Raw genomic sequence first — 22,835 nt, 5'->3', positions numbered from 1 at the left:
TAATTGTATCACTTATTTAGATTATCTTAAGAAAAAGCTGCCATTTTATACGGATCATTTTCTATTTCTCCGTACTGCATGGCAGCTTCTTCTTTACCCGCCGTTCATCAAATGTCCGGCGGTATATGCATACTTAAGTATCTTTTTGTAAATGCAATTATTCAGCTTCTACAAAAACATCTTTTCCCATACCACAGATTGGGCAAACCCAGTCTTCTGGAATATCTTCAAATGCTGTTCCAGGAGCAATTCCGCCATCTGGATCACCTACTTCCGGATCATATTCATATCCGCATGGTTCACAAATATATTTTTTCATGTTGTTTCACCTCCTTTAAATAGTGTAAGTCTTTTCAAAACTATAAACTGTATTATATCATATTTTAAAAATTTATCCAGCAAATTCGTATGCGCCGGTATTTTCATTATACCCATAAAAATCTGCAAAAGACAAATTAAATACCTTTTCTGACAAATCTCCCAATGGAATCTGTTTACGAATCAGATATAAATAAATACCGGTATTCGAAATATCTCCCTGAATCAGAATACTCTGAAGTTTTTCATCCTTAATGAAGGCTTTTTTGTAGCTGTCTTTTCCCTTCTGGGTACAGATCTTCACACCTTCTTCTTTATCATCCAGTTTTCCCACTGAAAGCATAGTTATTCCATAGAAATTACTGGTATTTTTAAATGGATACGGCTTCTCGTATTCCAGCACTGCACCACACATATTCATTGCTGCAGTTTTCCCCTGCTCCATAGCGTCCGGCCATACTCCGGATAAACCTGTCACATCGCCTGCTGCGTAGACATTCGGGATATTTGTCTGTAAAAATTCATTTACCCCGATTCCACGTTCTATCTCAATGCCGCTGTCCTTCAGAAAATCCACCTTGGGACGGACACCTGCTGCAACAATGATAAAATCACAGGGTATGCTTTCTCCATTTGACAGCTGAACTGCTATGATATTTCCATTATCATCTACCACGGAATCATTAGCGGATACCCCAAGTTTAAATTTGCATCCCGCCTTTTCAAATGCCGCCTGATAAACACTTGCTGCATAGGCATCTGTCTGAAGTGGCATTACACGATCCGCCATTTCTGCTATTGTAACCTTGCCTCCTAAATGTGTCAATGCTGATGCCGCATCCAGTCCAACCAGTCCGGATCCTACAATAAATACATTTTTTCCGTAAGTATCCAGGGCAGTCTGTATTGCCCTTGCATCACTTAGATCACGAAAGCCAAAGACATTTTCTGCCTCCCGGAAATGAGGAATCGGCGGTACCACATAAGCGGATCCGGTTGCCAAAAGAAGCTTATCGTAAGGAACGAAGGCTCCACAGGCCAGAGTTACTTCCTGCTTCTTTGTATCCACCCGGGTTACTGCTTCCGTATCAATAAAACGAATTTTATTTACTTCAAAGAAATTCTCAGGAACAAAATTAATTCCTTTTTCTGTCCGCTCTTTGCCAAGGACTTTGTGCAGCATACAGCGTGAATGAACCTGGTCATCAATAGAAATCACTGTAATTTGGGCATCATCTTCCATTTTACGAATACGTTCTGCCGCTTTGATTCCCGCAGCACCAGCTCCGATGATTACAAATCTCTCCATATATTACACCTCCTTTACAAAGATTGCCTGCTTCGGACAGGCTGCCACACAAGACGGGCCTTCTTCGCCAGATGGATCTCCATCTTTATCCTGGCAGAAATCGCATTTTATCATATAGGTTCTGGAATAATCAGGTTTTGGAACCCCGAATTTACAGTTCATCACACACATATAACATGCTGCGCATTTATCCCTGTCGTATTCCACCAACCCGGTTTTCAGGTTTTTCACCAATGCTCCGCTCATACAGGCACCCACACAGTCCGGTTCATCGCAGTGGCGGCAGAATACCGGAGTATAGCCGCCCTTTCCATCATTATAGATATAGTTCCTGGATTCGTTTTCCGGGTCCGTCAGGCACAGGTCATAGATGGTACCAGGTGTCTTACGGTGGGCATTCATACAGGCAATGCTGCAGTTCTTGCATCCGTCACATTTCGATGCGTCCACAAATATACGTTTCATAAGGCGCCACCTTTCTAGATATTAAGAGCACTTCTCTTTTCTTCTATGATTTTCTCTAAAGTATCAGCGGATGATTTCGCATCTCCGTCTATAATAACCTGACCGCCTGTCAGTGATTTCATATCTTCTGTCAGGACTTTTGTCACCAGTGAACTTCCGGTTACAAAAGGCGGTACGCCAAGGTGAAGGGGCAGACCCAGTGCAAGTCCAAAGCATCCGTCTGCAAGTGCCTGCTCTTCCAGCCACTGTGCTGCTGATAATACCAGCGGCAGCTGAGGAATATCAATGCCGATTTCCTTCGCAAGTTCCGTTGCCACCATTTCCAGTCTTCCGATTGCAAGACATGGTCCAAAGTTCAATACCGGAGGAATTCCAAGTGATTTACATACTTCTTTTAAGTTTGGTCCGGCAAGTTCTGCTGCTTCCGGTGTCATCAGTCCGCAGTTTTCGATACCGCCTGAAGAACATCCTGCACTGAGTACAATGATATCTCTTTTGATCAATTCTTTCGTAAGCTCTACAGTCAAAGTATCGTGTCCGTATGCTACGCTTGAACATCCTACAACTCCAGCCACACCTTTGATCTTGCCGGATACAATCAGGTCGATTAACGGCTTCCAGGAATCACCCAGGAATTTTTTCAGAGAAATTTCACTGACGCCGGTTAACGTATTTTTATTTCCATGTTCCGGAAGAAGATTCATTTCTACACTGCCGCGGCGTGCAACATAGCCGGCAATAATTTCATCGATGATACGGTCTCCGTCTTCTACTCTGCTCTCGAATTTAAATGGAATCAGCTCTGCATTTCTCTTCTTAGCCACATCATCTATACAGATCTGTTTAATTTGAAGTTCTTCACAAATAGGTTCAATACCCGGCAGTGTACAGTTAAATTCTGAAAGAACCGCATCAATGCCTCCGGTAGCCAGAATTGCTTCACTTGTATAGTTGTTACCTGCATGACCGTCAAAAATCTCCGTATAATGTGCACCGCGAAGCTGAAGATCCTGGCCTACACAGGTACATCCAACCAGTTTAAATCCTTTTGCACCCACAGCTTTCGCTTTCGCCACTACGTCCTCTTCAATCAGACGATCCTGGATATATGTAAACATGGAGTGCTGGTGTCCGGTAATCATAATATTGATATAATCAGTATCAATCACGTTAAGTCCAACCGGTGCAAATCGTATCTCCGGTTCACCTAACAGGATATCATTTAACAAATTTGTAAGCATCAGTCCGTATACACCGGTAGAAACCCCCAGTTTCAGGCAGTGAACCAGCATATCCATTGGATCTGAATTCAGGTTTGTGGAACATTTTACTACACCTGAGAATACTTCTGACTTGGATCCGCCCGGCATAATTCCAAGTGCTTTCCAGGCATCCAGGCGTTTGCCGTAAGCCAGTTTCTCAATCAATTCCATCTGCACATATTCCGGTTTGTAGAGGTCAGCCAGAACAGCATCTGCAACCTTTACTGCCAGATCATAAACATCTTCACCTTCAATGCCAAGTACTTCAGCCAGATTCCGAAGTGACGCTTCCGAACGGATCTTACCCTTTGCAAGTGCCGTATTCTTAAGGTTCAGAGCCGTATTTTCCACAACATGAATATAACATCCGCTTCCGGCTGCCACTGCTCTTAAAAAATTCCTGGTAACAATGGTATCTGCATCTGCTCCGCAGATACCTCTTGGAGCTTTCGGGGTAATTCTGCATGGTCCGTTAGCACAGAGACGGCAACAGACACCCTGCAGTCCAAATCCACATTTTGTAGACTGGGATTCCACTCTGTGATGAGATGTCTCCATGGGTAATGTCTTAATAAAAGCCTCCAAAGGTTTGTCTGCACTTTTGCAGGTGTTGCAGCTGAAACATGAACTACAATTTGACATGAAAATATCCTCCTTTAATGTATGCTTATAAACTCATTTGATATCAATAACTGTTATTGATACTATAACACGAAATTTTCTATTTGTGAAGAGGGTATTGATAAATTTTTATCAAATTTTCAAAATGTCTTTTTTCTGCATGTTGTTTCCCTGACAACCAGTTTCGGAAGGGTGGTATAATACTGGACCTGGAGAAGCGGATGCCTGATTTTTTGCAGCAGAAGCCTTCCTGCCTGAATTCCCATATCGTAAACATCAATGTCCACCACCGTCATAGGCGGCTCAATCATATGCGATAGCGGAAAGTCATCAAAGGAGATGACGGACATCTGCCCGGGTACCCGGAATTTCCGCTCATCCAGAGCCTGCATTACACCGTAAGCAATCTTATCGTTTTCGCAGATAATCGCTTCCGGCTTGTCAGGTGCATCTAATAGTTCCATTGTAAGCTGATAGCCGCTTTCCTTGGTGTAGGTTCCATGTTTGATAAAATGCTCCGGCACGCTGAGCCCATTTTCCCTCATTGCCGAAGTAAAGCCCAGCAGCCTGTCTGTGGAGATCTCGTCTTCTTTTCTTCCCCCCACAAAGGCAATCCTGGTATATCCATACTCCGCCAGGTGCGTTGCCGCCATTTCCCCTGAGATACAGTTATTGATATCAATCCAGCACACAGGGCTTCGAAATCTGGGTTTTCCAATCAGTATATGGGGAAATGCTTCATTCACAAGCAATTCAGCCAGTTCCTTCGATGTGGCGGACCCATGGACTACGATTACGTCAGCACGTTTTCTGGCAATGGCATCCTTTGCAATAGAAAGTGCCTCTTCTTTGCTCCTCGCTCCTGTAAAACTCATATTATAGGACTTCGCTCCAAGTATGGTCTGTACCCCGCACATAATTTCGAACATATGGGGATTGGAAAAAGCAATGCGCGACTCCAGCTTTGTCAAAAATATAATATTGTTCGTTTTTTGCCTGGCAAAATTACTTGCCTGGGAATTCGGCTGGTAATGCAGTTCTTCCATGATCTCCTTCACACGGATTTTCGTGGCATCTGAAATAGTGGGAGCGTCATTGATTACTTTGGAAACTGTTGAAATGGATACTCCCGCCTCTCTTGCCACATCTTTTATTGTTATTTTCATATGCACCTCCTGTGCTTATTTTATATAATTATCTATATGATAAAGCGCTTTCCTAATTTATTCAATCATTTTGCCTTAATTTGTATTGATCATTGCAAAGTTTATAGTATAATTCCACATATATATCATGATATGTAAGATTTTATTAAGCAATTTGTTTTGTCCGCTGTAACAAATCCAGTAAATCGTTTTCCCAAAAAAGGAGGAAGAGTATGAAATTAAGTAAAATGAAAAAGCTGCGTCGTTATCTGTTTTGTTTTTTGAGCATTCTTTTACTCTCAGTCACATTACTGCCCGCAAATGCCTTTGCAGCCACATCCCTCAGAGGCGAATCCATTTATCAGATTATGGTAGACAGGTACTATGACGGGGATTCCGGTAATAATGCAGCCGGAGAGGCTTTTCGCTATACCGAAAACAGCCAGGATGATTTCCGGTATATGCACGGCGGTGACTGGCAGGGTATTATAGACAAAATCCCCTACATAAAAGGCATGGGCTACACTGCTATCTGGATCTCTCCCGTTTCGGATCCACAGCTTTGGGGAGTACCGGATGCTTCCGGCAAACAGTGGCCGACCGCCTATCACGGCTACAATGTATATGATCCCAACAGGGCCAGCCGGTATTTCGGTACCGAAGATCCGGAGGCAAGTAATAGCGTTAACCACAACGCTGCCGTATTGAAACTTGTTAATCAGGAGTTCCCTTCCGGTGACTAATTATAAATCCGAAGGCCCCAATGCCTCCCTTTATATTCCCTTCACCGTACAAATCCGTCAACTCTTCCTGTTCTTCCAGGAAGTATAAATCCCTTCCGGTATTCATCCGTATCTCCACTGCTTCATTTTCACCACTCCGCTCTAATATCAGCAGATTCGCATGGTTCTCCGAAACATATAATCTTGTCTTCATACTGCTTTTAATAAACTTCTTCCTGATCTGCAGCACTTCTTTTACAAAAGCAGCTGTCTCATCCCCTTCCTCCCATTTCATGGGACTCCGGTATGCAAACTCCCGTATTCCCTCTATTCCCTTTTCATCCCCATAAAATAAACTTGGTATTCCGGGATAGAATGCCAATACCAGAAATGCCAGCTTCCATTTCCTCAGATCACCTCCGCACAGTGAAAGGAAACGCGGTACATCATGACTGTCCAGCAGATTCAGCTGGCAGCCGGATACATTGTCGGGATATCGGAAATACATTTTTCCCATAGAAGAAGCAAAGGTATCTGCATCCGTCTTCCCCAATGCAAAAAAGTCACGGCAAAGCCCCCGGAATTCATAATTCATAACAGAATCAAACATGTCACCTTGTAGCCAGACCCGGGCATTTTCCCACACTTCACCGATCAGGACAATGTCCGGATTTATTTCTCTTGCCGTCTGTCTGAAAAATCGCCAGAATTCTTTAGACACCTCATTTGCCACATCCAGCCTCCACCCGTCAATATGATATTTTTCAATCCAATAGCGGCTTACCTCGGCAAAATACTGCTGCACTTCCTTATTTGCCGTATTGAGCTTCGGCATTTTTTTCTCATAAGCAAAGCAGGCATAAGATGGGATTTCATCATCTAACGGGCGTACAACCGGAAATTCTAACTCGTAAAACCAATCCTTATAAATGGACTTTTCCCCTTTCTGCACCACATCCTCAAATGCAAAAAAATGCCAGCTGCAGTGATTGAATACTCCATCTATTATCAAATGCATGCCTCGTCTGTGCACCTCGTCGGCAAGACAGCCAAAGTCTTCGTCCGTACCCAGACAGGGATCTACATGATAATAGTCCCAGATATCATATTTATGATACTCTCCCGCCGCAAAAACAGGATTCAGATAAATGCAGTTAAAACCCATCTCCTGTATATAATCCAGGTTCCACAGAATTCCTCTGATCGTACCTCCAAGGCGGTTTTTACTTCTGTTACCGCTTTCCGTAAGGATCTCCCGGCTTTGGATTTCTAAATTCTCTTTTTCATTCGCAAAACTGTCGGGAAATATATTATAAACCACGGCATTTCGAAACCATTCCGGAATCTGCTGTTCCTCCTGACGCAGCATAAATGGATATTGAAAATACTCACTGCGTCCCTCCACGATCTGGTCTCCGATCTCCAGATCCGCTAACTCCCTGGTAAATCCCTCCCCATAGTAATAGGTCCATTCCGTTTCTTTTTCTAATTTAAAATAATAACAAACCCTCTGATAAGGGCTTTCAAAGGTCACTTCATAATAATCATGAAGGGCATCCCTAAGAACCTTTCTCATAGGCAGATATGTAAACTTTACCGGGGTATGCATATCTGCCCGGTCGGCATAGTAAAAGGAACATTCTGTTAAGTCCCCTGCCTTTGAGCGCAGCCTTATTGTTAAAACGTTCCCGCTTCTCACAAATGCATATTGTGACTGGGGAATATGTAATATTGCACTTTTCTCCATTTGAACCACCTAACCTTTCACTCCTCCGGCTGTCAATCCGGATATCATATATTTCTGTATACAGAAGAAAACTACTAAGATCGGAACAGATACCAGAATTGCTGCTGCCGAAAACAAAGGCCAGCTTCTGCTGTAATCACTTGACTGCAGCTGATACAGTCCTCCTGCCAGGGTATAATGATCCGCATTCATCATAAATGTGGTAGCAAAGAGATATTCATTCCACACAAAAATCAAAACCATTACCGCAGTCACAATAATTGCGGGTCTTGCAAGTGGCAGCACAATCCGGTACAGTAACTGAAAATTACTGGCGCCATCAATCTTTGATGCCTCTTCAATCTCCACCGGTATCGTGTCAAAATACCCTTTCATATTCCAAATCGCAAAGATACTCATGGATCCTGCATAGATTATTACAAGACCAATATTGGAATTCAGAAGATGGAATGTCTTAAACAGACGGAAAATTGCAAACATCGAAAGAATCTGCGGGAAAGCATTCAGCAGTAAAAGCAGCCGTAGGATCTGTTTTCTTCCTTTATAGCGGAAACGTGAAAAAGAATAGGATGCTGTTACCGCCGTCCCCATGGCAAATATCATGGTTCCCACACTCAGGACAACAGAATTTTTCAGCCACAGGAGAAACGGCTCATCAACCAGTATGGAATGGTAGTTTTCCCAGGTAAACTCCTGCGGGATGAAAAACTGTCCGGAAGAAAGTGCCGCAGACCCATTGCTAAAGGAAAGCGACAGCGCATACAGGATTGGAACAAGCCCGGTTAAACACAAAATTATAAAAACGAGATTTAATATGGATAAGCCAAGAATATTTTTCATTTTACGTCTGCACATCACACTTCCTCCTTTAACCCACGATTTGTAAAAAACGAAAATAGAATAATAAACCCGAATATAATGATTGATACGGCGGAAGAAAGGCCGTAATTATTGGAGACAAAAGCATTTTCATGGGCATAGGTAATAATAGTATCCAGCGTTGCACCGGATAGGGAACCTTTTTGCTTTGTCAGCAGATAGATAATATCGAACTGCTTAAAAGTGGTAAAGGTGGTCATAATAACAGCCGGCGCCATAATTGGCTTTAATGCCGGAATCGTTATATAAATATTGCGTTTCAACGGCCCTGCCCCATCTAACTTTGCACTTTCATAATAGCTCTGGTCAATACTCTGCAGTGCCCCGTCAATCATCATAATCATAAACGGCAGTGCCATCCACAGGTTCAGAACCATACTAGACAAAAATGCCGGAACATTTTGAGAAAGGAACTCAGCTTTTGGCATCCCCAGTGCTGCAAGTACCTTATTAAACAACCCGAACTCCGTATTAAACATTCCCACCCTCCACAAAAGAATGGATACATATGCAGGCATTGCCCATGGGAACATCAAAAGGGTTTTATAGAATCTGCTTAACTTTAATCCCTTAACATTTAATCCTAAGGCGATCAGATAAGCCACCCCAACCTGTATTACCATATTCATAACAGTCCAGATAATAGTTGTAAAAAGAGCAGACAAAAATCCGGAATCAATTTTTAACAATGCCCGCTCATAATTTTTTAAGCCGATAACTTTAAAATCAAACCAATGATAAAGATTCATATCCGTTAGGGATATATATCCGGTATATAAAATTGGAAAGACGACAATGGCTCCGATTAAGATTACTGCCGGTGTACAATAAAGCCACGGCAGTAATTTTCTTTTTTTATTCATCTCTGACTCCTTTTCCACCAACCTATACATTTTCGGCAAGCTCTCTAATATAAGAGAGTGGACATCACTGCCCACTCTGCATTTATTTCATATCGGAAATAGCGGACTCCGCTTCTTTTTGGTATTTATCTGCTGCCTGGTCTACATCTTCACCAGACTTATTCACAGCTGCCAGCAGAGACTCCGCAGGTCCCCACATAACACTCATTTCCGGAATATTCGGCATTGGCTGTGCCGTCTGAGCGGTTTTTTTCATTGCTGTAATCATTTCGTTTCCTGCTACGTCAGGATCATCATAAGCTTTTTCATTGGCAGGCGCACAGTTTGAATCCTTAGCCAAGGCGATGCCCAGATTCACATCCAGCATTGCCGTTAAGACTTTTCCGATCACATCCTTCTTATCCTTTACCGCATGTTCCATCACACCTACTCCCTGAATTCCGGCATAAGGTGCCAGCGCTTTTCCATTTGGCAGTTTGATATCCGACATAGACTTGATACCCAGATTAATTCCTGCATCTTTGATACCGGAAACCAGCCAGGGTCCGCCGATAATCGCTGCCGCTTTTTTATCATTGAAAAGTGTCGTCACCGTATTATAATCTCCATCTGCCTCCAGCTCCGCGAACTTTTTATTATAGGTAATTGCTTCTTTTGTCTCTTTGACATTTAATCCTGGTTCCCCTTTTTCATTGATAATATACCCGCCGAAACCATTGATGAACGGAGATACATTATATGCGGTAGAATGCTGGTTCACTAATGCATAAGTACCGTTTGCGGTATCTGTATTTGCCTTCATATAGTCATAGATACCATCCGCAGTATCCGGAATATCCCCCTGCCACAGATCTTTATTGTACATGAACAGCAGCGTTTCAAAATACACTGGCAGCAGATACTGCTTTTCTTTATACACACCGGCCTCTACTGTCATTGGCAGTAGATTCTCCAGTTCCTCTTTTCCGATCACATCGGTAATTGGAGCCAGGACCCCCATCTCAACAAAGGTACCCAGGGAGTCATGGGCATATAAATACATATCCGGTCCATTTTCAGCATCATTGCCATACAGCTTTATCTGATCTGTCAATCCTGTTTTCTTTTCAAATGTCACACTTATCTTATTCTTCTCCAGGGTTTTATTGACTGTATCCTGAATTGTCTTCATGATAGCCTCATCACCGTCATGCCAGATTTTCACACTGGCAGATTCCATTTTTTCCGTAACCTTTGTATTTTGCGTGTCCTTTGTATTCTCCGTATTCTCCGTATTCTGCGTATTCTGCGTATTCCCCGTATTTTCTTTTTGCTGTTCACTCGTATTACTGCTGACTGAACTGCATCCAGCCAATGTTCCTGTTACCATAGCAGCACATAAAAATACACTTAACCCTTTTTTCATGTTTTTCCTCCTTTTTAGGAAACTGTTTTCATTAGTTTCCAGTTGAATTAACTCATTTACTCTGTTTTTATATGTTATTTTTATCATAATATTGATTAGCTATCAATATTTTCTGTACAAAATCACAGATAAAATAGGGAAAGCGTTTTACTCCTAGAATATATTATACAGTTCCTATTCTAAAACAAAAAAATAAAACTATAACAAAAATGGGACTTGCGCATAAAAGCGAAGCCCCATTTTTTACTGCTAAATCTTCTCGTTGATAATCCCATGCCGGTATGCCGACAACAGGCTTTCCAATTCCTTAATGGTGTGCTGCAGTTCTTTTCCGATATCGGTATCCGCAACCAGCCTCCGGCGCATCACCTGTTCTACAACCATACTTTCAGAATGGATATCCGTCTCTTTTGCAATAGCATCTTCCATCGAAGTAAAGGGATCATGTGCTACCAGGCGCAGACCATAGGAATTGTAAACCAGGGTATAACCTGCAATGCCCGTCACTTTCTGGTACGCCTTGGAAAATCCGCCATCGATAATCAACAGCTTGCCATTGCATTTAACCGGTGTTTCTCCCTTTGAAAGCTGAACCGGCATATGCCCGTTAATAATATGCGACTGCGTAATATCCAGCCCGAACTCTTCCAGAATACGGTTTACCGTCTCTTCTTTTTCAATATATCGGTAATATGGATTTTTTTCTTCATGATGGGTTTCTTTATCTTTGATCAGATAACGCTCAAACGTAGTCATTTTATCTTTTCCAAAAACAGGGGAGTTTCCGTTGCTCCAGATATACCATAGGATATCCTGCCCCTTTTCCCGTTCCTCTTTATCCAGTACCGAATAATATCCTTTTCTGGCGTAAATTTCCAGAATATCATAAAGTGCTTTTCCACTGTATTCCGTTCCAAAAACCTTTACCTTTTTAAAGCTTCCGTCTTCATTCAAGGGCATACATCCATGATATAAAAGATTGGAATTAAAGATTTTATATAAACTTCCATGAGAAAATAAAAACCGCACATGCTTCTGCAGCTTTTCACATTTCATAAAAGCAGATTGAAGCCGATCCATAACTTCTTGTTCCGCTGCCGAGAGTTCATAAGGATTCTTAGGGTCTACCGTTGGGAAATTCGTATCAGATAAAGGATAAACCTTACCTTCCAGTTGAATCGTACCTGCTTCATAATCAATCTTATCCAGTAAAAGCCTGTCTTCCATCTCAAATTCCGGACGGCGCATGATAACCTGGCTTTCCAGTTTAAACTGAATGATAGCAATTGCCTTCTGCATTCTGCAGTCCCATTCCAGATCCTTGGTATTATATTCTTCCTTATCATAATTAATCTTAAAGCAGCTGCACTTGTCATTCCCGTAAGTGTTCATCGCAAAGTTCGCAAGGGGAATCAGATTGATCCCATACCCTTCTTCCAGCATATCCAGATTACCATAGCGAGCCGCAATACGGATGACATTTGCGATACTGGCTTTATGCCCAGCCGCAGCCCCCATCCACACAACATCGTGATTTCCCCACTGGATATCCACAGAATGATAAGTCATAAGCCTGTCCATGATAATATGCGGACCCGGTCCCCTGTCAAATATGTCTCCGACAATATGTATATGGTCGATAACCAGCCGCTGAATCAGGTTACTCAGGGCAATGATCATTTCCTTGGCACTGCCGATTCGGATAATCGTATTCAAAATAGAATTATAATACGCTTCTTTATCCTGAACCTCTTCCTTTTCTGTAATCAGCTCTTCAATTACATACGAAAAATCTTTGGGCAATGCCTTACGCACCTTCGACCTGGTATATTTGGATGCCACCCGTTTACAGATCTGTATCAGCCTGTGCAGCGTAATCTTATACCAGTCTTCCAGATTATCTTCCGTCTTCTCCACCAGTTCCAATTTGAGCTTTGGATAATAAATTAAAGTAGCCAGGCTTTTTTTATCCCGGCTACTTAAAGTATTTCCAAATTCTTCATCAATTTTCCTGCGGACAGACCCGGAACCATTTTTCAGCACATGAAGAAACTGTTCATATTCTCCATGAATATCTGTCAAAAAATGTTCCGTCCCCTTTGGCAGGTTCAAAATGGACTGGAGGTTAATAATTTCTGTTGAAGCTGCTGCTATCGTAGGATAGAGCTTAGCAAGACTTTTTAAATATCTCATTTCATAATCCTGTTCCACAAAAATATCCCCCTTGCTCCTTTAATCCCCCGGCAACGTTCCAAGGACAGACAATCCTGACTTATCCGCTGCGTGAGGGTAGAAGACCCCGCAGCCTGCTACGGGGTCTTTGACTAACAACGCCTTTATTTATTTTGCTGCAATTACATCGCTCATATCATAGAATCCTGCTTCTCTGCCCGCTAAAAATTTAGCTGCTTCCACAGCTCCTTTAGCGAATATTGCTTTGGAATATGCCGTATGCTTGAACTCGATCACTTCATCTGTGCCGGCAAAAAACACCTCATGTTCGCCCACTATATTGCCGCCACGTACCGCTGAGATACCAATTTCTTTGGCATCACGCTCTTTACGTTCCTGGCTTCTGTCGAATTTGTAGGTATACTGATTTCCCAAAGCTTCATTCATGCTGTCAGCCATGGCAAGTGCCGTTCCGCTGGGAGCATCTACTTTATGTTTATGATGTTTCTCCACAATTTCCATATCGAATCCCGCCGGTGCCAATACCTTTGCAGCATCCTGCAGCAATTTCAAGAGAGTATTCACCCCCAGAGACATGTTTGCAGATTTTAAAACTGCTACCACTTTACTGGTTTCTTTCACCCTTGCAATCTGTTCTTCTGAAAGACCTGTCGTACAGACAACCACCGGAAGATTGCGTTCCATACAGAAATCTAAAAGTGCATCCTCAGCCTTGGCTGATGCAAAATCTATTACAACATCCGCCTGCACATCACATTCACGGATATTGGTAAAAACCGGATATCCATTATCCCTGTTATCTACAATATCAATCCCAGCTGCAATCTGAGCATTGGGATCTTCATTTACAATCTGGCTGATCACCTGGCCCATTTTTCCATTACAGCCATGCATAATTATCTTTATCATACGTTACTCCTTATTGTGCTTATGACAGCTTTAATCCGAAATCCACCATTTCTTTTGCAAGTTTTTCTGCATTTGCATCTTCCATCTCAGTTAACGGTCCGCGAAGAGGTCCGACTTCCATACCCATCAGATTCATAGCCTTTTTAACAGGAATAGGATTAACTTCGCTAAACAGTGCATTGATCAATGGCAGTGCATCCAGCTGGATCTTACGGCTGCCTTCAATATCACCCTGAAGGAACTTTTCCACCATGTCATGTGTCTGCTGTGGAGCAATGTTTGATAATACGGAAATAACTCCCTTACCGCCTAATGACAAGAGCGGAACTACCTGATCGTCATTTCCGGAATATAAATCAATTTTACCATCCGTAAGCTGCATCAGCTTAGCAATCTGGGAGATATTTCCGGTAGCTTCTTTGATACCAACGATATTTTCCACGTTGCTAACAAGTTCAGCCACAGTTTCCGGTAAAATATTGCATCCGGTACGGCTTGGCACATTGTATAAAATAATCGGAATCTTAACTGCATTTGCAATTGTTGTATAATGTTTGATCAATCCCTTTTGCGTTGCTTTATTATAATATGGTGATACCAGAAGAAGACCGTCAGCTCCGTACTTCTCTGCTTCTACAGATAAATACACCGCTGTATCTGTGCTGTTTGACCCTGTACCCGCTACTACCGGAATTCTTTTTGCTACTTTATCAATCGTATATTTAATTGTTTCTAAATGTTCCTCATGAGTCAAAGTAGCAGATTCACCGGTCGTACCGCAGATAACAATTGCATCTGTTCCATTTGCGATCTGATCTTCCAGAATCTCTCCTAATTTTTCAAAGTTAACGTCTCCATTTTCTTTCATCGGTGTAACAATTGCCACACCTGCGCCTGTAAATATTGCCATGTGCTTTTCCTCCTTAAAAAAATAAGGACAGGCTAAAGAGCCTGCCCCTAAAGATTACGTAAAAAAATTCTTTTGGATAGCTCCCCATCATAATAATTATGATGACAGTCATATAGCTTTTCGCCACATGCCCAAGAATACGGCTACAGGTACCGCACCTTTCGGCGTCTTTCCCTTTCTAAAATCTTCATCTATGCCTGAACATATCCAATTCTATACTGATGAAACACGCGACCTCTATCAAACCTATTCAGTTAATCTAACTATAGCATCATTAAAAATCCTTGTCAACAATTGTTTTCGATTTTATGAATCGTCGACATCTGTGTCACTTCATCGACACAGTCCCAGAGTTCCTGTCCGTTGCAGATCCCGGTCATTATAAGCTCTGTCTCATCATCCTTCGCTTCAATTAAAGTGCGGATATCATCAATTGTCACAATTCCATGTTCAATCAGTCCCAGTACTTCATCTAAGATCAGGACTTCGCACCCCTCTGTTACCAGAACCTTTTTTGCAAAATTCATTCCATTGCGAATATTCTGTGCCTCTTCTTCCTTTTCTTCTGCACTCAGACTATCGAAGGATTCATCTGATTTTTCAAACCGGAATAACTTAATCTCCGGTTCCAGGCGCTGCAGGAAACTGATCTCTTCGACCATCCTGCCTTTCAGAAACTGAATGACAATCACAGATTTGCCCTGGCTGGCAGCGCGGATCCCCTGACCGATAGCTGCAGTCGTTTTACCCTTGCCTTCACCACAAAATATATGTACTGAACCTTTATCCATAGCGCACCTCTCTTAACTGACTGGTGGTTAAACCGCCATATACCAAACTACATCATCAGTTTTATTATTTTACTACAGTTAAATAAAGAATGCAATACTTATTCCATATATTCCAACTTGCTTACTGACACTTCATAAGCAATTCTTTTTTCAGTAATATCTCCCTCCAGTTTTTTCATGTACTCTCTGCTTTGTATTCGTCCCCACACCTGCACATGTCCACCTACGGAGAAACCGGAAGTAAACCTTGCATTTCTTCCCCAGCAAATGCAGGGAATGTAATCCGATTTGCCATATGGACGGTTGACTGCAACCAGCATATCGGAAATTTCTCTTCCAAGCGGAGTCTTACGATATACCGGAGGCTTACAGATAAAGCCATCCAGGAATATCTGATTTGTCTTCACCTTGTCATTTTCTTCTTCAACGAAAGTGACCTCTCTGGCAAATACGGACAACACCAGCCTGTTCTTTTTTTCTTCATGTCTGTTGTAGGAGCGGAACTGCCCCGTGATCTGTATGTATTCTCCCTGGTAATCCTGTGTCACGTCAATCAGTCTCTCTGAAATCATCACTGGTATTCTGTCCAGGGAATCGCTGAGTCGCTTAACCAGCACATCTAACATGTAGAATCCCTCCCCAAAAACCTCGTGGCTAAAAGTAAAGCCTGATGCAATTTCTCCAATAATGGATACCTGATTGTTTTCAATAATCTTATCTGTCATGAATAATAGTTCTCCCTTCTTCTTACGAAGTATCTCTTTTCGTATTTTGTATATTAATATATCTATTCGGCGAAAATCACTTTTAGAACCACAAATTTTTAAAATTTCATTATTTTTTTTAGAATTATGAATGAATGTCCCTTAAAATCGACAAAACCCCTTGTAATCTGGGAAAAATATGATAAACTGTATGAGTTATATTTTGTTCATTATATGGAAAGAAGGAAAATCATTTTATGAAAAGAGAAGATATTCGTAACATTGCCATCATCGCCCACGTTGACCATGGTAAGACCACATTAGTTGATGAGCTATTAAAACAAAGTGGTGTATTCCGCGCCAATCAGGAAGTCGCAGAGCGTGTCATGGATTCCAACGACATTGAGCGTGAACGCGGCATTACGATTTTATCCAAGAATACAGCTGTTTATTACAAAGGTACAAAAATCAACATCATCGATACACCAGGACATGCCGACTTTGGCGGCGAAGTAGAGCGTGTATTAAAAATGGTAAATGGTGTTGTTCTCGTTGTTGACGCTTTTGAGGGTTCTATGCCACAGACAAAATTTGTTCTTCGCAAAGCCCTTGAATTAAATCTTCCGGTTATTGTCTGTATCAATAAGATTGACCGTCCGGAGGCCAGACCAAATGAAGTTATCGATGAAATCCTGGAGCTGTTTATGGATCTCGATGCTTCCGACGAGCAGTTAGACTGCCCATTTGTCTACGCTTCTGCAAAAGCAGGCCATGCCGTTCTGGATATGACGGATGAAGCAAAGGATATGACTCCTTTATTTGAAACAATTTTAGACTACATCCCTGCTCCGGAAGGTGATCCGGAGGCTCCTACCCAGGTTTTAATCAGTACCATCGACTACAATGAATATGTAGGCCGTATTGGTGTAGGTAAAGTAGACCGTGGTACTATAAAGGTAAACCAAGAAGTTGTTTTGGTCAACCATCATGAGCCTGAAAAACAAAAAAAAGTGAAAATCAGTAAATTATATGAATTTGACGGACTTAGCAAAGTGGAAGTTCAGTCTGCAACGATCGGATCTATTGTTGCTATTTCCGGAATCGCTGACCTTCATATCGGAGATACCCTTTGTGCACAGGAAGATGTGGACGCTATTCCATTCCAGAAGATTTCAGAGCCCACCATTGCCATGCATTTCATGGTAAATGACAGCCCTCTTGCTGGCAAGGAAGGAAAATACGTAACCTCCAGACATCTCCGCGACAGACTGTTCCGTGAATTAAATACGGATGTCAGCCTTCGCGTTGAAGAAACAGAAACTACAGAAGCATATAAAGTTTCCGGACGAGGCGAGCTGCATTTATCGGTACTGATCGAAAATATGCGCCGTGAAGGATACGAATTTGCAGTAAGTAAAGCCGAAGTACTCTATCAAAAAGATGAACGCGGCAAATTATTAGAGCCAATGGAGCTTGCCTATGTGGATGTACCGGAAGAGTTCTCCGGAACCGTTATTCAGAAATTAAGCCTTCGTAAAGGTGAATTACAGGGCATGAGTATTGCAGGGGGCGGTTATTCCCGTCTGGAATTCTCTATCCCGGCCAGAGGCCTGATTGGTTATCGTGGAGAATTCTTAACAGATACCAAGGGTAATGGTATTCTGAATACCACTTACGATGGATATGGTCCTTATAAAGGTGATATCCAGTACCGCAAACAGGGTTCCTTAATTGCTTTTGAATCCGGTGAGTCTGTAGCTTATGGTCTTTTCAGTGCACAGGAACGTGGTACCTTGTTTATTGGTGCCGGTGAAAAAGTATATGCTGGTATGGTTATCGGACAGAACGGAAAAGCAGAAGATATTGAATTAAATGTCTGCAAGAGCAAGCATTTGACCAATACCCGAGCTTCCGGATCAGATGATTCCCTGAAACTGACTACTCCAAGAGTATTAAGTCTGGAACAGGCTCTGGAATTTATTGACACGGATGAGCTTTTAGAGATCACACCGGAAAGTCTCAGGATTCGTAAGAAAATACTGGATCCTACAATGAGAAAGAGATCTGCCAGAAAATAAATCTTTAGAAGGGACATTATATATGGTAAAAAACAAATCTTTTCTGATCATTATCTGTTTCCTGTTTTTAATAACAGGACTTTATGCCGCTCAGACAACCGCGTTTGCATCAGCTGCAAATGGAATGAAAAAACACTCGAAGAAAACAGAAAAGGTTATATTCACAGGTGCTTCCGGAACTGCCCTGATGGAAGGTTCCAGAAATGACGGAGATACCAAAAGACCTCAGAATATAAACTATGGAAAATGGGAAAAAGGAAAAGATTTATTTTTTATTACGAAGTCAGGATCTGGAATACTATGGTTTCTTTCGCCGTCTGAACGACAGACAATTTTATCCAGGTTCTCCTGTTTTTCCACTTCTTATGACAGTACCCATCCACAGGGAGGGGAATATCTGAGGAAGCTTCTTGACAGTGATAAACCACAGAACGTACACTATTCTGTCGCACTGATCATTGAAGGGAACGATATCCGCAAAGCCAGGAAACGATCTCAAATTCGTAAGCAGGCTCAGGTATATGCAGATTATTACCTGTCGCTGGCCCGCAGATATCCATCCTATAACTTTTATGTTATATCCAAATCTGCTTATGCGCCCGGTATTAAAAAGAGCAGAGTAAACCGCAAATCCAGGGCATTTAACAAAGAATTAAGACGGATTTTATCGGAACAGGCGCTGCCAAATATTAAGTATGAGAAATTTTATGAATATTCAAAAAAGCTTTATCATAAGAAACCTGGTAAAGCCGGTGCGACTGCTGACCAACATCCTAATCAGTATGTGACCCAGCAATGGTTTAACCGTATTTTAAAATATATGAATTTGAGCCCTAACGGATGATTCTGAATACATCAAAAAAGGAGGGATTTAATCTCTCCTTTTTTATTATGTTATTTAATTGTATATCTTTTGCTAATGTTCTTTTGTCTATGTTCTTTTCTCGATTTTCTTTTACCTATTTACTTTTACCTATTTTTTTACCTATTTTCATTTTCCTAGCAACAGCATTTTTTCCAGCGGCCTTCTGGCCAGCTCCATAATCGATTCATCTAATTCTACACTGTTATCCATATTTTGCAATTGATATAGAACTTTATCCAGACTGATCTTCTTCATATTGGGACAAAACTGGCGATGCCCAACGGAATAAAATTTCTTATCCGGATTTTGCTGCTGAAGCTCATAAAAGATTCCAATCTCCGTGCAGATAATAAAAACATCCTTACCGCTCTTGTCTACATAGTCAATAATCTGGGCTGTACTTCCCACAAAATCTGCCAACTGCAGCACATCCATACTGCATTCCGGATGTGCCAGAACCAATGCATTTGGGTGCAGTTCCTTTGCCCGCTGGACATTTTCCCTGGTGATACTTTTATGTACATGACAGAATCCATCGTGAAAAATAAACTGCTTCTCTGGAATCTGTGATGCAGCATAACGACCTAAATTATTATCGGGAATAAAAAAGATCTCTTTCTGAGGCAGCGCTCTCACAAGGTCAACAGCATTGGAAGAGGTCACGCATACGTCTGAATGCGCTTTTATTTTTGCTGATGAATTTACATAACAGACTACCGCTGCATCAGGATGTTTCTCTCTGACTTCTTCAATTGCTTTCACATCGACCATATGCGCCATAGGACAGTCCGCATAAATATCCGCCATCACTACTCTTTTCTCCGGATTCAACAGCTTTGCGCTTTCTCCCATAAAAGTTACGCCGCAAAAAAGAATATTCTTTTGTTTAACTGTAGTTGCTAGCTTGCTCAGGTAGAAAGAATCTCCTACATAGTCAGCAATCTCCTGCACCTTTCCATCCACATAGTAGTGGGCGAGTATTACGGTATCTTTCTCTTTCTTTAACTTCTCTATTTCTTCTGTCATTATGAATCCTTTCTTGCTGTCTGCAATTAGTTTGAATCATATCATATACTATATCATACAATATATATTGTTCTTATAGGAATTATATTTATATTACCTTTATTTGTCAATAGATATTGGGGGTTTTCAAGATTAAAGTTATAAAGTTATGGTCACCAAGAGCCTTTCCACTTCTACATAAAAGAAGCTCTGTCCTTTATCAAACAGAACTTCCAGAATAATATAACATTTGAAAAAAATGCATCTATCTGAGGTATCGGTCAAAACTATTTCGACATAATATCCCTTGACACCACAGGTAATTCTCTACGGAGTAGGCTGTTATCATGGATTCCTTTCCCTTCAATCCTGCAGGTCAATCCATTTTTTTAATCGGTCCGACTCATAAGCCTGCTCCATAACATATTGTATATATGCACCCTCCTGAAAGGACGGGCTAGGCGCTTTATCTTCATTTATACAGTTCAAAAAGCTGTATAGGCTGTGCACATGGGAGCGAATCCACCCGATGGAAAATTTGGGTCCCGGGAAGGTTCCGCCTACGCTTTCAAACCGCTGTACACACTCGATTTTCGTATATCCCTTCAGGCCACCAAAGGGCTGATCTGAAGCCGCGTTATCATAGAACTCCAACCAGTTGGGATCCATGAGATTAAAGCGCAGAGAACCCTTTTCTCCATGAATTTCAAATCGCAGTTCATCATTGGCACCGGTGGCTACCTTGGATGCCTCAATGGTACCGATGCCCCCCTCTTTCATTCGAACCAACATCAGTGCAACATCATCCGCTTCAATATCAACCATGTTTCCATTCTTATCCGGGCGTTGTGGATAAACAATTCTGGTATCCGCCATAATTGAGATATATTTCCCCAGCAAAAAGTACATCACATCAAGAATATGTGAGCCAAGATCAAATAAAACCCCACCACCACCAAACTTCTTATCCTGCTTCCAGCCGATTGGCTTATCCCGGTCAACAGACCCGGAATGGAGATAACATGCTCGAAAGGACATGATTTTCCCAAGCCTTCCCTCTTCCAGCAGCTCCTTAGCACGCAGCGTTGCAGGTAAAAAGCGGTATTGCAATGCCACCTGCCCTATGCGCTTACTCTCCTCCAGCTGAGTGATGATATCCTTTGTCTCCTCGAAACTGGTAGCCAGGGGCTTATCGCAGTAAACATGCTTTCCTGCTTTCAGCGCATTCATTACCCCTTCCTTATGATAAATGTTGGGCGTACAAATATCTACCACATCAATCTCACTGCAATTAAAAATATCATCCGGATTATCGGTGGCAAATTTAAATCCTAAACTATCCTTCGCTTGCTCCGCTACCGATTTTACCGCATCGCAAACTCCAACCAGCTTAATTTTATAGGGAAGATTACCATAATACAATGGAATCGTCTTATATCCATAAGTATGTGTTTTTCCCATAAATCCAAATCCAACAATACCTACTCTAATCTCTTTCATTCTGATACTTCCTTTCTATTTGTAATCTCTGTATTTTTTGGCTGCCCGGTACAGTGCAGCAATACTTTCTGGCCTGGTATCTTCCTGAATATTATGTCCGGGCCCCAACACATAGCCGCCTCCCTGACCCATAATCCGAATCATCCGCTCCACTTCGGCCTCAATCTCCTCCTGAGTGCCAAAGGGCAAAATACATTGCTCATCAATGCCTCCCCAAAAGCAGACACGGTCACCGAAGGTCTTTTTCAGTGCATCCGGTTCCATTTCTCTGGCTCTTACCTGAACGGGATTCAAAATATCTACCCCTGCATCAATCAGGTCTTCAATCAGAGGGAAAATATCTCCACAGCTATGCAGCAGAATTTTTACATCGGCCTGTTCATGGATAAACCGAAATATCTTTTTATGATAGGGCTTCACCACGGTCCTGTATATCTCTGGTGACATCTGCGGGCGATCCTGCATTCCCAGATCATCTGCATAGCCAATCACCTGAACGTATTTTCCTACCTGATCCAAATAGTTTTTAAAATATCGTTTCTGTAATTCAAACAACCGGTCATACAGTGCCCGCACAAAATCCTGGTCAATCAGTAAATCACAGCTGATATTTTCATAGCCTCTCAGCTTCTGGGAGGTTTCATAGAAGCCCGGTACCCCAAAATCGGCCACCACCGCATAGGGACTGTTTTCATATAGTTCCCTGGCCCTGTCCCGCAGCCCGATATACAGATCTGGATCATCCGGATTGGGCATTTTCATGTTGTCTAAATCCTCAATCACCGCATCCTTTAGCGGGTGATAGATGGTATCATAATATAAATGTGGATCTGCACGCTTCAGGCGGTTTCCAAACCCATTTTCGAAAATACCATCCACAATATGGGGAACCCCTACATTAAGTCCCACTCTCCGAAAATCTGATTCAAATCTTATCTTAAGTTCCTGACATGGTTCCACCGTTCCCATGGAATAATCAATGATAGGATCTTCTTCATCCTCCATGTGATAGTATTCCCTCAGCCTTTTGTGGGCATGATAATCAGTGCAGGTGACCACTGTGCCTCCAAAATCTACCGGCACCTTATCCGCCTCCTGGTGATTCAGCGTCCTGATCACTCTTTCTCGAGAATTCATCTTGACT

The 22,835-nt window shown here is 42.0% G+C and carries 20 protein-coding genes and 1 riboswitch; of the genes, 3 read left to right on the top strand and 17 right to left on the bottom strand.

Annotation, left to right across the window (positions count from 1 at the left end; genetic code table 11):
- Nucleotides 1-157 precede the first annotated feature (157 nt).
- The 5 genes from rd to CD03_RS0107620 form a co-directional block, all read right to left on the bottom strand.
- On the bottom strand, nucleotides 158-319 hold the full coding sequence (rd, locus tag CD03_RS0107640) for a rubredoxin (protein ID WP_027293141.1): 162 nt from the start codon (nucleotides 317-319) through the stop codon (nucleotides 158-160).
- A 72-nt stretch (nucleotides 320-391) separates the two neighbouring features.
- Nucleotides 392-1,627 (bottom strand): NAD(P)/FAD-dependent oxidoreductase, encoded by a 1,236-nt coding sequence (locus CD03_RS0107635; RefSeq protein WP_027293140.1) that lies wholly within the window; start codon nucleotides 1,625-1,627, stop codon nucleotides 392-394.
- A gap of 3 nt (nucleotides 1,628-1,630) precedes the next feature.
- Nucleotides 1,631-2,092 carry a 4Fe-4S dicluster domain-containing protein gene (locus tag CD03_RS0107630; protein ID WP_027293139.1) on the bottom strand — a complete coding sequence of 154 codons (462 nt, stop codon included), beginning with the start codon at nucleotides 2,090-2,092 and terminating at the stop codon, nucleotides 1,631-1,633.
- A 14-nt stretch (nucleotides 2,093-2,106) separates the two neighbouring features.
- A complete protein-coding gene (gene cooS, locus CD03_RS0107625; protein WP_027293138.1) occupies nucleotides 2,107-3,996 on the bottom strand; it encodes an anaerobic carbon-monoxide dehydrogenase catalytic subunit in 1,890 nt (629 codons plus the stop codon).
- A gap of 119 nt (nucleotides 3,997-4,115) precedes the next feature.
- The gene (locus tag CD03_RS0107620; RefSeq protein ID WP_027293137.1) at nucleotides 4,116-5,141 is read right to left on the bottom strand and encodes a LacI family DNA-binding transcriptional regulator; all 1,026 of its coding nucleotides are present in this window, start codon (nucleotides 5,139-5,141) and stop codon (nucleotides 4,116-4,118) included.
- A gap of 212 nt (nucleotides 5,142-5,353) precedes the next feature.
- Here CD03_RS0107620 and CD03_RS0107615 point away from each other — a divergent pair, with 212 nt between their 5' ends.
- On the top strand, nucleotides 5,354-5,863 hold the full coding sequence (locus CD03_RS0107615) for an alpha-amylase family glycosyl hydrolase (RefSeq protein WP_027293136.1): 510 nt from the start codon (nucleotides 5,354-5,356) through the stop codon (nucleotides 5,861-5,863).
- Here CD03_RS0107615 and CD03_RS32790 read toward each other — a convergent pair.
- The 9 genes from CD03_RS32790 to CD03_RS0107570 all read right to left on the bottom strand — a co-directional run bounded on the left by CD03_RS32790 (nucleotide 5,835) and on the right by CD03_RS0107570 (nucleotide 16,264).
- Complete coding sequence (locus CD03_RS32790; RefSeq protein WP_052377725.1) at nucleotides 5,835-7,589, bottom strand: glycoside hydrolase family 13 protein; 1,755 nt, start codon at nucleotides 7,587-7,589, stop codon at nucleotides 5,835-5,837. The two genes, CD03_RS0107615 and CD03_RS32790, sit on opposite strands and share 29 nt — an antisense overlap.
- Before the next feature lie 9 nt (nucleotides 7,590-7,598).
- Nucleotides 7,599-8,444 (bottom strand): sugar ABC transporter permease, encoded by an 846-nt coding sequence (locus CD03_RS0107605; protein ID WP_027293135.1) that lies wholly within the window; start codon nucleotides 8,442-8,444, stop codon nucleotides 7,599-7,601.
- Nucleotides 8,444-9,331: a carbohydrate ABC transporter permease gene (locus CD03_RS0107600; RefSeq protein WP_027293134.1), complete on the bottom strand. Its 888-nt coding sequence runs from the start codon at nucleotides 9,329-9,331 to the stop codon at nucleotides 8,444-8,446. Before CD03_RS0107600 ends, CD03_RS0107605 begins: the two co-directional genes overlap by 1 nt.
- Nucleotides 9,332-9,413: 82 nt before the next feature.
- On the bottom strand, nucleotides 9,414-10,736 hold the full coding sequence (locus tag CD03_RS0107595; protein ID WP_027293133.1) for an extracellular solute-binding protein: 1,323 nt from the start codon (nucleotides 10,734-10,736) through the stop codon (nucleotides 9,414-9,416).
- Nucleotides 10,737-10,985: 249 nt separating this feature from the next.
- Nucleotides 10,986-12,929 carry a fructose-bisphosphatase class III gene (locus tag CD03_RS0107590; RefSeq protein ID WP_044289816.1) on the bottom strand — a complete coding sequence of 648 codons (1,944 nt, stop codon included), beginning with the start codon at nucleotides 12,927-12,929 and terminating at the stop codon, nucleotides 10,986-10,988.
- Between the two features lie 147 nt (nucleotides 12,930-13,076).
- Entirely contained in the window at nucleotides 13,077-13,838 is a 762-nt protein-coding gene (gene dapB / locus CD03_RS0107585; RefSeq protein WP_027293131.1) for a 4-hydroxy-tetrahydrodipicolinate reductase, read from the bottom strand.
- Nucleotides 13,839-13,857: 19 nt separating this feature from the next.
- On the bottom strand, nucleotides 13,858-14,748 hold the full coding sequence (dapA, locus tag CD03_RS0107580) for a 4-hydroxy-tetrahydrodipicolinate synthase (protein ID WP_027293130.1): 891 nt from the start codon (nucleotides 14,746-14,748) through the stop codon (nucleotides 13,858-13,860).
- A 69-nt stretch (nucleotides 14,749-14,817) separates the two neighbouring features.
- Nucleotides 14,818-14,996: riboswitch (Lysine riboswitch) on the bottom strand.
- A 39-nt stretch (nucleotides 14,997-15,035) separates the two neighbouring features.
- Nucleotides 15,036-15,539 (bottom strand): cob(I)yrinic acid a,c-diamide adenosyltransferase, encoded by a 504-nt coding sequence (locus CD03_RS0107575; protein ID WP_027293129.1) that lies wholly within the window; start codon nucleotides 15,537-15,539, stop codon nucleotides 15,036-15,038.
- Nucleotides 15,540-15,637: 98 nt separating this feature from the next.
- Nucleotides 15,638-16,264: a single-stranded DNA-binding protein gene (locus CD03_RS0107570; RefSeq protein WP_027293128.1), complete on the bottom strand. Its 627-nt coding sequence runs from the start codon at nucleotides 16,262-16,264 to the stop codon at nucleotides 15,638-15,640.
- Between the two features lie 236 nt (nucleotides 16,265-16,500).
- On the opposite strand from CD03_RS0107570, the gene typA reads away from it, so the two are divergent.
- The gene (gene typA, locus CD03_RS0107565; RefSeq protein ID WP_027293127.1) at nucleotides 16,501-18,321 is read left to right on the top strand and encodes a translational GTPase TypA; all 1,821 of its coding nucleotides are present in this window, start codon (nucleotides 16,501-16,503) and stop codon (nucleotides 18,319-18,321) included.
- Between the two features lie 22 nt (nucleotides 18,322-18,343).
- A complete protein-coding gene (locus CD03_RS0107560; protein WP_027293126.1) occupies nucleotides 18,344-19,165 on the top strand; it encodes a hypothetical protein in 822 nt (273 codons plus the stop codon).
- A gap of 147 nt (nucleotides 19,166-19,312) precedes the next feature.
- Here the strand turns inward: CD03_RS0107560 and nadA are convergent, their stop codons facing one another.
- The 3 genes from nadA to CD03_RS0107545 all read right to left on the bottom strand — a co-directional run bounded on the left by nadA (nucleotide 19,313) and on the right by CD03_RS0107545 (nucleotide 22,828).
- Nucleotides 19,313-20,212: a quinolinate synthase NadA gene (nadA, locus tag CD03_RS0107555; RefSeq protein ID WP_027293125.1), complete on the bottom strand. Its 900-nt coding sequence runs from the start codon at nucleotides 20,210-20,212 to the stop codon at nucleotides 19,313-19,315.
- A 342-nt stretch (nucleotides 20,213-20,554) separates the two neighbouring features.
- Nucleotides 20,555-21,691, bottom strand: coding sequence for a Gfo/Idh/MocA family protein (locus CD03_RS0107550; RefSeq protein WP_044289230.1), 1,137 nt, complete (start codon nucleotides 21,689-21,691; stop codon nucleotides 20,555-20,557).
- 15 nt (nucleotides 21,692-21,706) lie between these two features.
- Nucleotides 21,707-22,828 carry a uroporphyrinogen decarboxylase family protein gene (locus CD03_RS0107545; protein ID WP_160295781.1) on the bottom strand — a complete coding sequence of 374 codons (1,122 nt, stop codon included), beginning with the start codon at nucleotides 22,826-22,828 and terminating at the stop codon, nucleotides 21,707-21,709.
- Nucleotides 22,829-22,835 lie beyond the last annotated feature (7 nt).

The sequence above is a fragment of the Robinsoniella sp. KNHs210 genome (assembly GCF_000686105.1).
GTDB classification, from domain to species: Bacteria; Bacillota; Clostridia; order Lachnospirales; family Lachnospiraceae; genus Robinsoniella; species Robinsoniella peoriensis.
This window is presented reverse-complemented; position numbering and strand designations above follow the sequence as displayed.

What these genes read in the sequence shown, in the direction of transcription:
- rd (WP_027293141.1), bottom strand. Translation starts at nt 319, where the DNA reads ATGAAAAAATATATTTGTGAACCATGCGGATATGAATATGATCCGGAA.
- CD03_RS0107635 (WP_027293140.1), bottom strand. Translation starts at nt 1,627, where the DNA reads ATGGAGAGATTTGTAATCATCGGAGCTGGTGCTGCGGGAATCAAAGCG.
- CD03_RS0107630 (WP_027293139.1), bottom strand. Translation starts at nt 2,092, where the DNA reads ATGAAACGTATATTTGTGGACGCATCGAAATGTGACGGATGCAAGAAC.
- cooS (WP_027293138.1), bottom strand. Translation starts at nt 3,996, where the DNA reads ATGTCAAATTGTAGTTCATGTTTCAGCTGCAACACCTGCAAAAGTGCA.
- CD03_RS0107620 (WP_027293137.1), bottom strand. Translation starts at nt 5,141, where the DNA reads ATGAAAATAACAATAAAAGATGTGGCAAGAGAGGCGGGAGTATCCATT.
- CD03_RS0107615 (WP_027293136.1), top strand. Translation starts at nt 5,354, where the DNA reads ATGAAATTAAGTAAAATGAAAAAGCTGCGTCGTTATCTGTTTTGTTTT.
- CD03_RS32790 (WP_052377725.1), bottom strand. Translation starts at nt 7,589, where the DNA reads ATGGAGAAAAGTGCAATATTACATATTCCCCAGTCACAATATGCATTT.
- CD03_RS0107605 (WP_027293135.1), bottom strand. Translation starts at nt 8,444, where the DNA reads ATGTGCAGACGTAAAATGAAAAATATTCTTGGCTTATCCATATTAAAT.
- CD03_RS0107600 (WP_027293134.1), bottom strand. Translation starts at nt 9,331, where the DNA reads ATGAATAAAAAAAGAAAATTACTGCCGTGGCTTTATTGTACACCGGCA.
- CD03_RS0107595 (WP_027293133.1), bottom strand. Translation starts at nt 10,736, where the DNA reads ATGAAAAAAGGGTTAAGTGTATTTTTATGTGCTGCTATGGTAACAGGA.
- CD03_RS0107590 (WP_044289816.1), bottom strand. Translation starts at nt 12,929, where the DNA reads ATGAGATATTTAAAAAGTCTTGCTAAGCTCTATCCTACGATAGCAGCA.
- dapB (WP_027293131.1), bottom strand. Translation starts at nt 13,838, where the DNA reads ATGATAAAGATAATTATGCATGGCTGTAATGGAAAAATGGGCCAGGTG.
- dapA (WP_027293130.1), bottom strand. Translation starts at nt 14,748, where the DNA reads ATGGCAATATTTACAGGCGCAGGTGTGGCAATTGTTACACCGATGAAA.
- CD03_RS0107575 (WP_027293129.1), bottom strand. Translation starts at nt 15,539, where the DNA reads ATGGATAAAGGTTCAGTACATATATTTTGTGGTGAAGGCAAGGGTAAA.
- CD03_RS0107570 (WP_027293128.1), bottom strand. Translation starts at nt 16,264, where the DNA reads ATGACAGATAAGATTATTGAAAACAATCAGGTATCCATTATTGGAGAA.
- typA (WP_027293127.1), top strand. Translation starts at nt 16,501, where the DNA reads ATGAAAAGAGAAGATATTCGTAACATTGCCATCATCGCCCACGTTGAC.
- CD03_RS0107560 (WP_027293126.1), top strand. Translation starts at nt 18,344, where the DNA reads ATGGTAAAAAACAAATCTTTTCTGATCATTATCTGTTTCCTGTTTTTA.
- nadA (WP_027293125.1), bottom strand. Translation starts at nt 20,212, where the DNA reads ATGACAGAAGAAATAGAGAAGTTAAAGAAAGAGAAAGATACCGTAATA.
- CD03_RS0107550 (WP_044289230.1), bottom strand. Translation starts at nt 21,691, where the DNA reads ATGAAAGAGATTAGAGTAGGTATTGTTGGATTTGGATTTATGGGAAAA.
- CD03_RS0107545 (WP_160295781.1), bottom strand. Translation starts at nt 22,828, where the DNA reads ATGAATTCTCGAGAAAGAGTGATCAGGACGCTGAATCACCAGGAGGCG.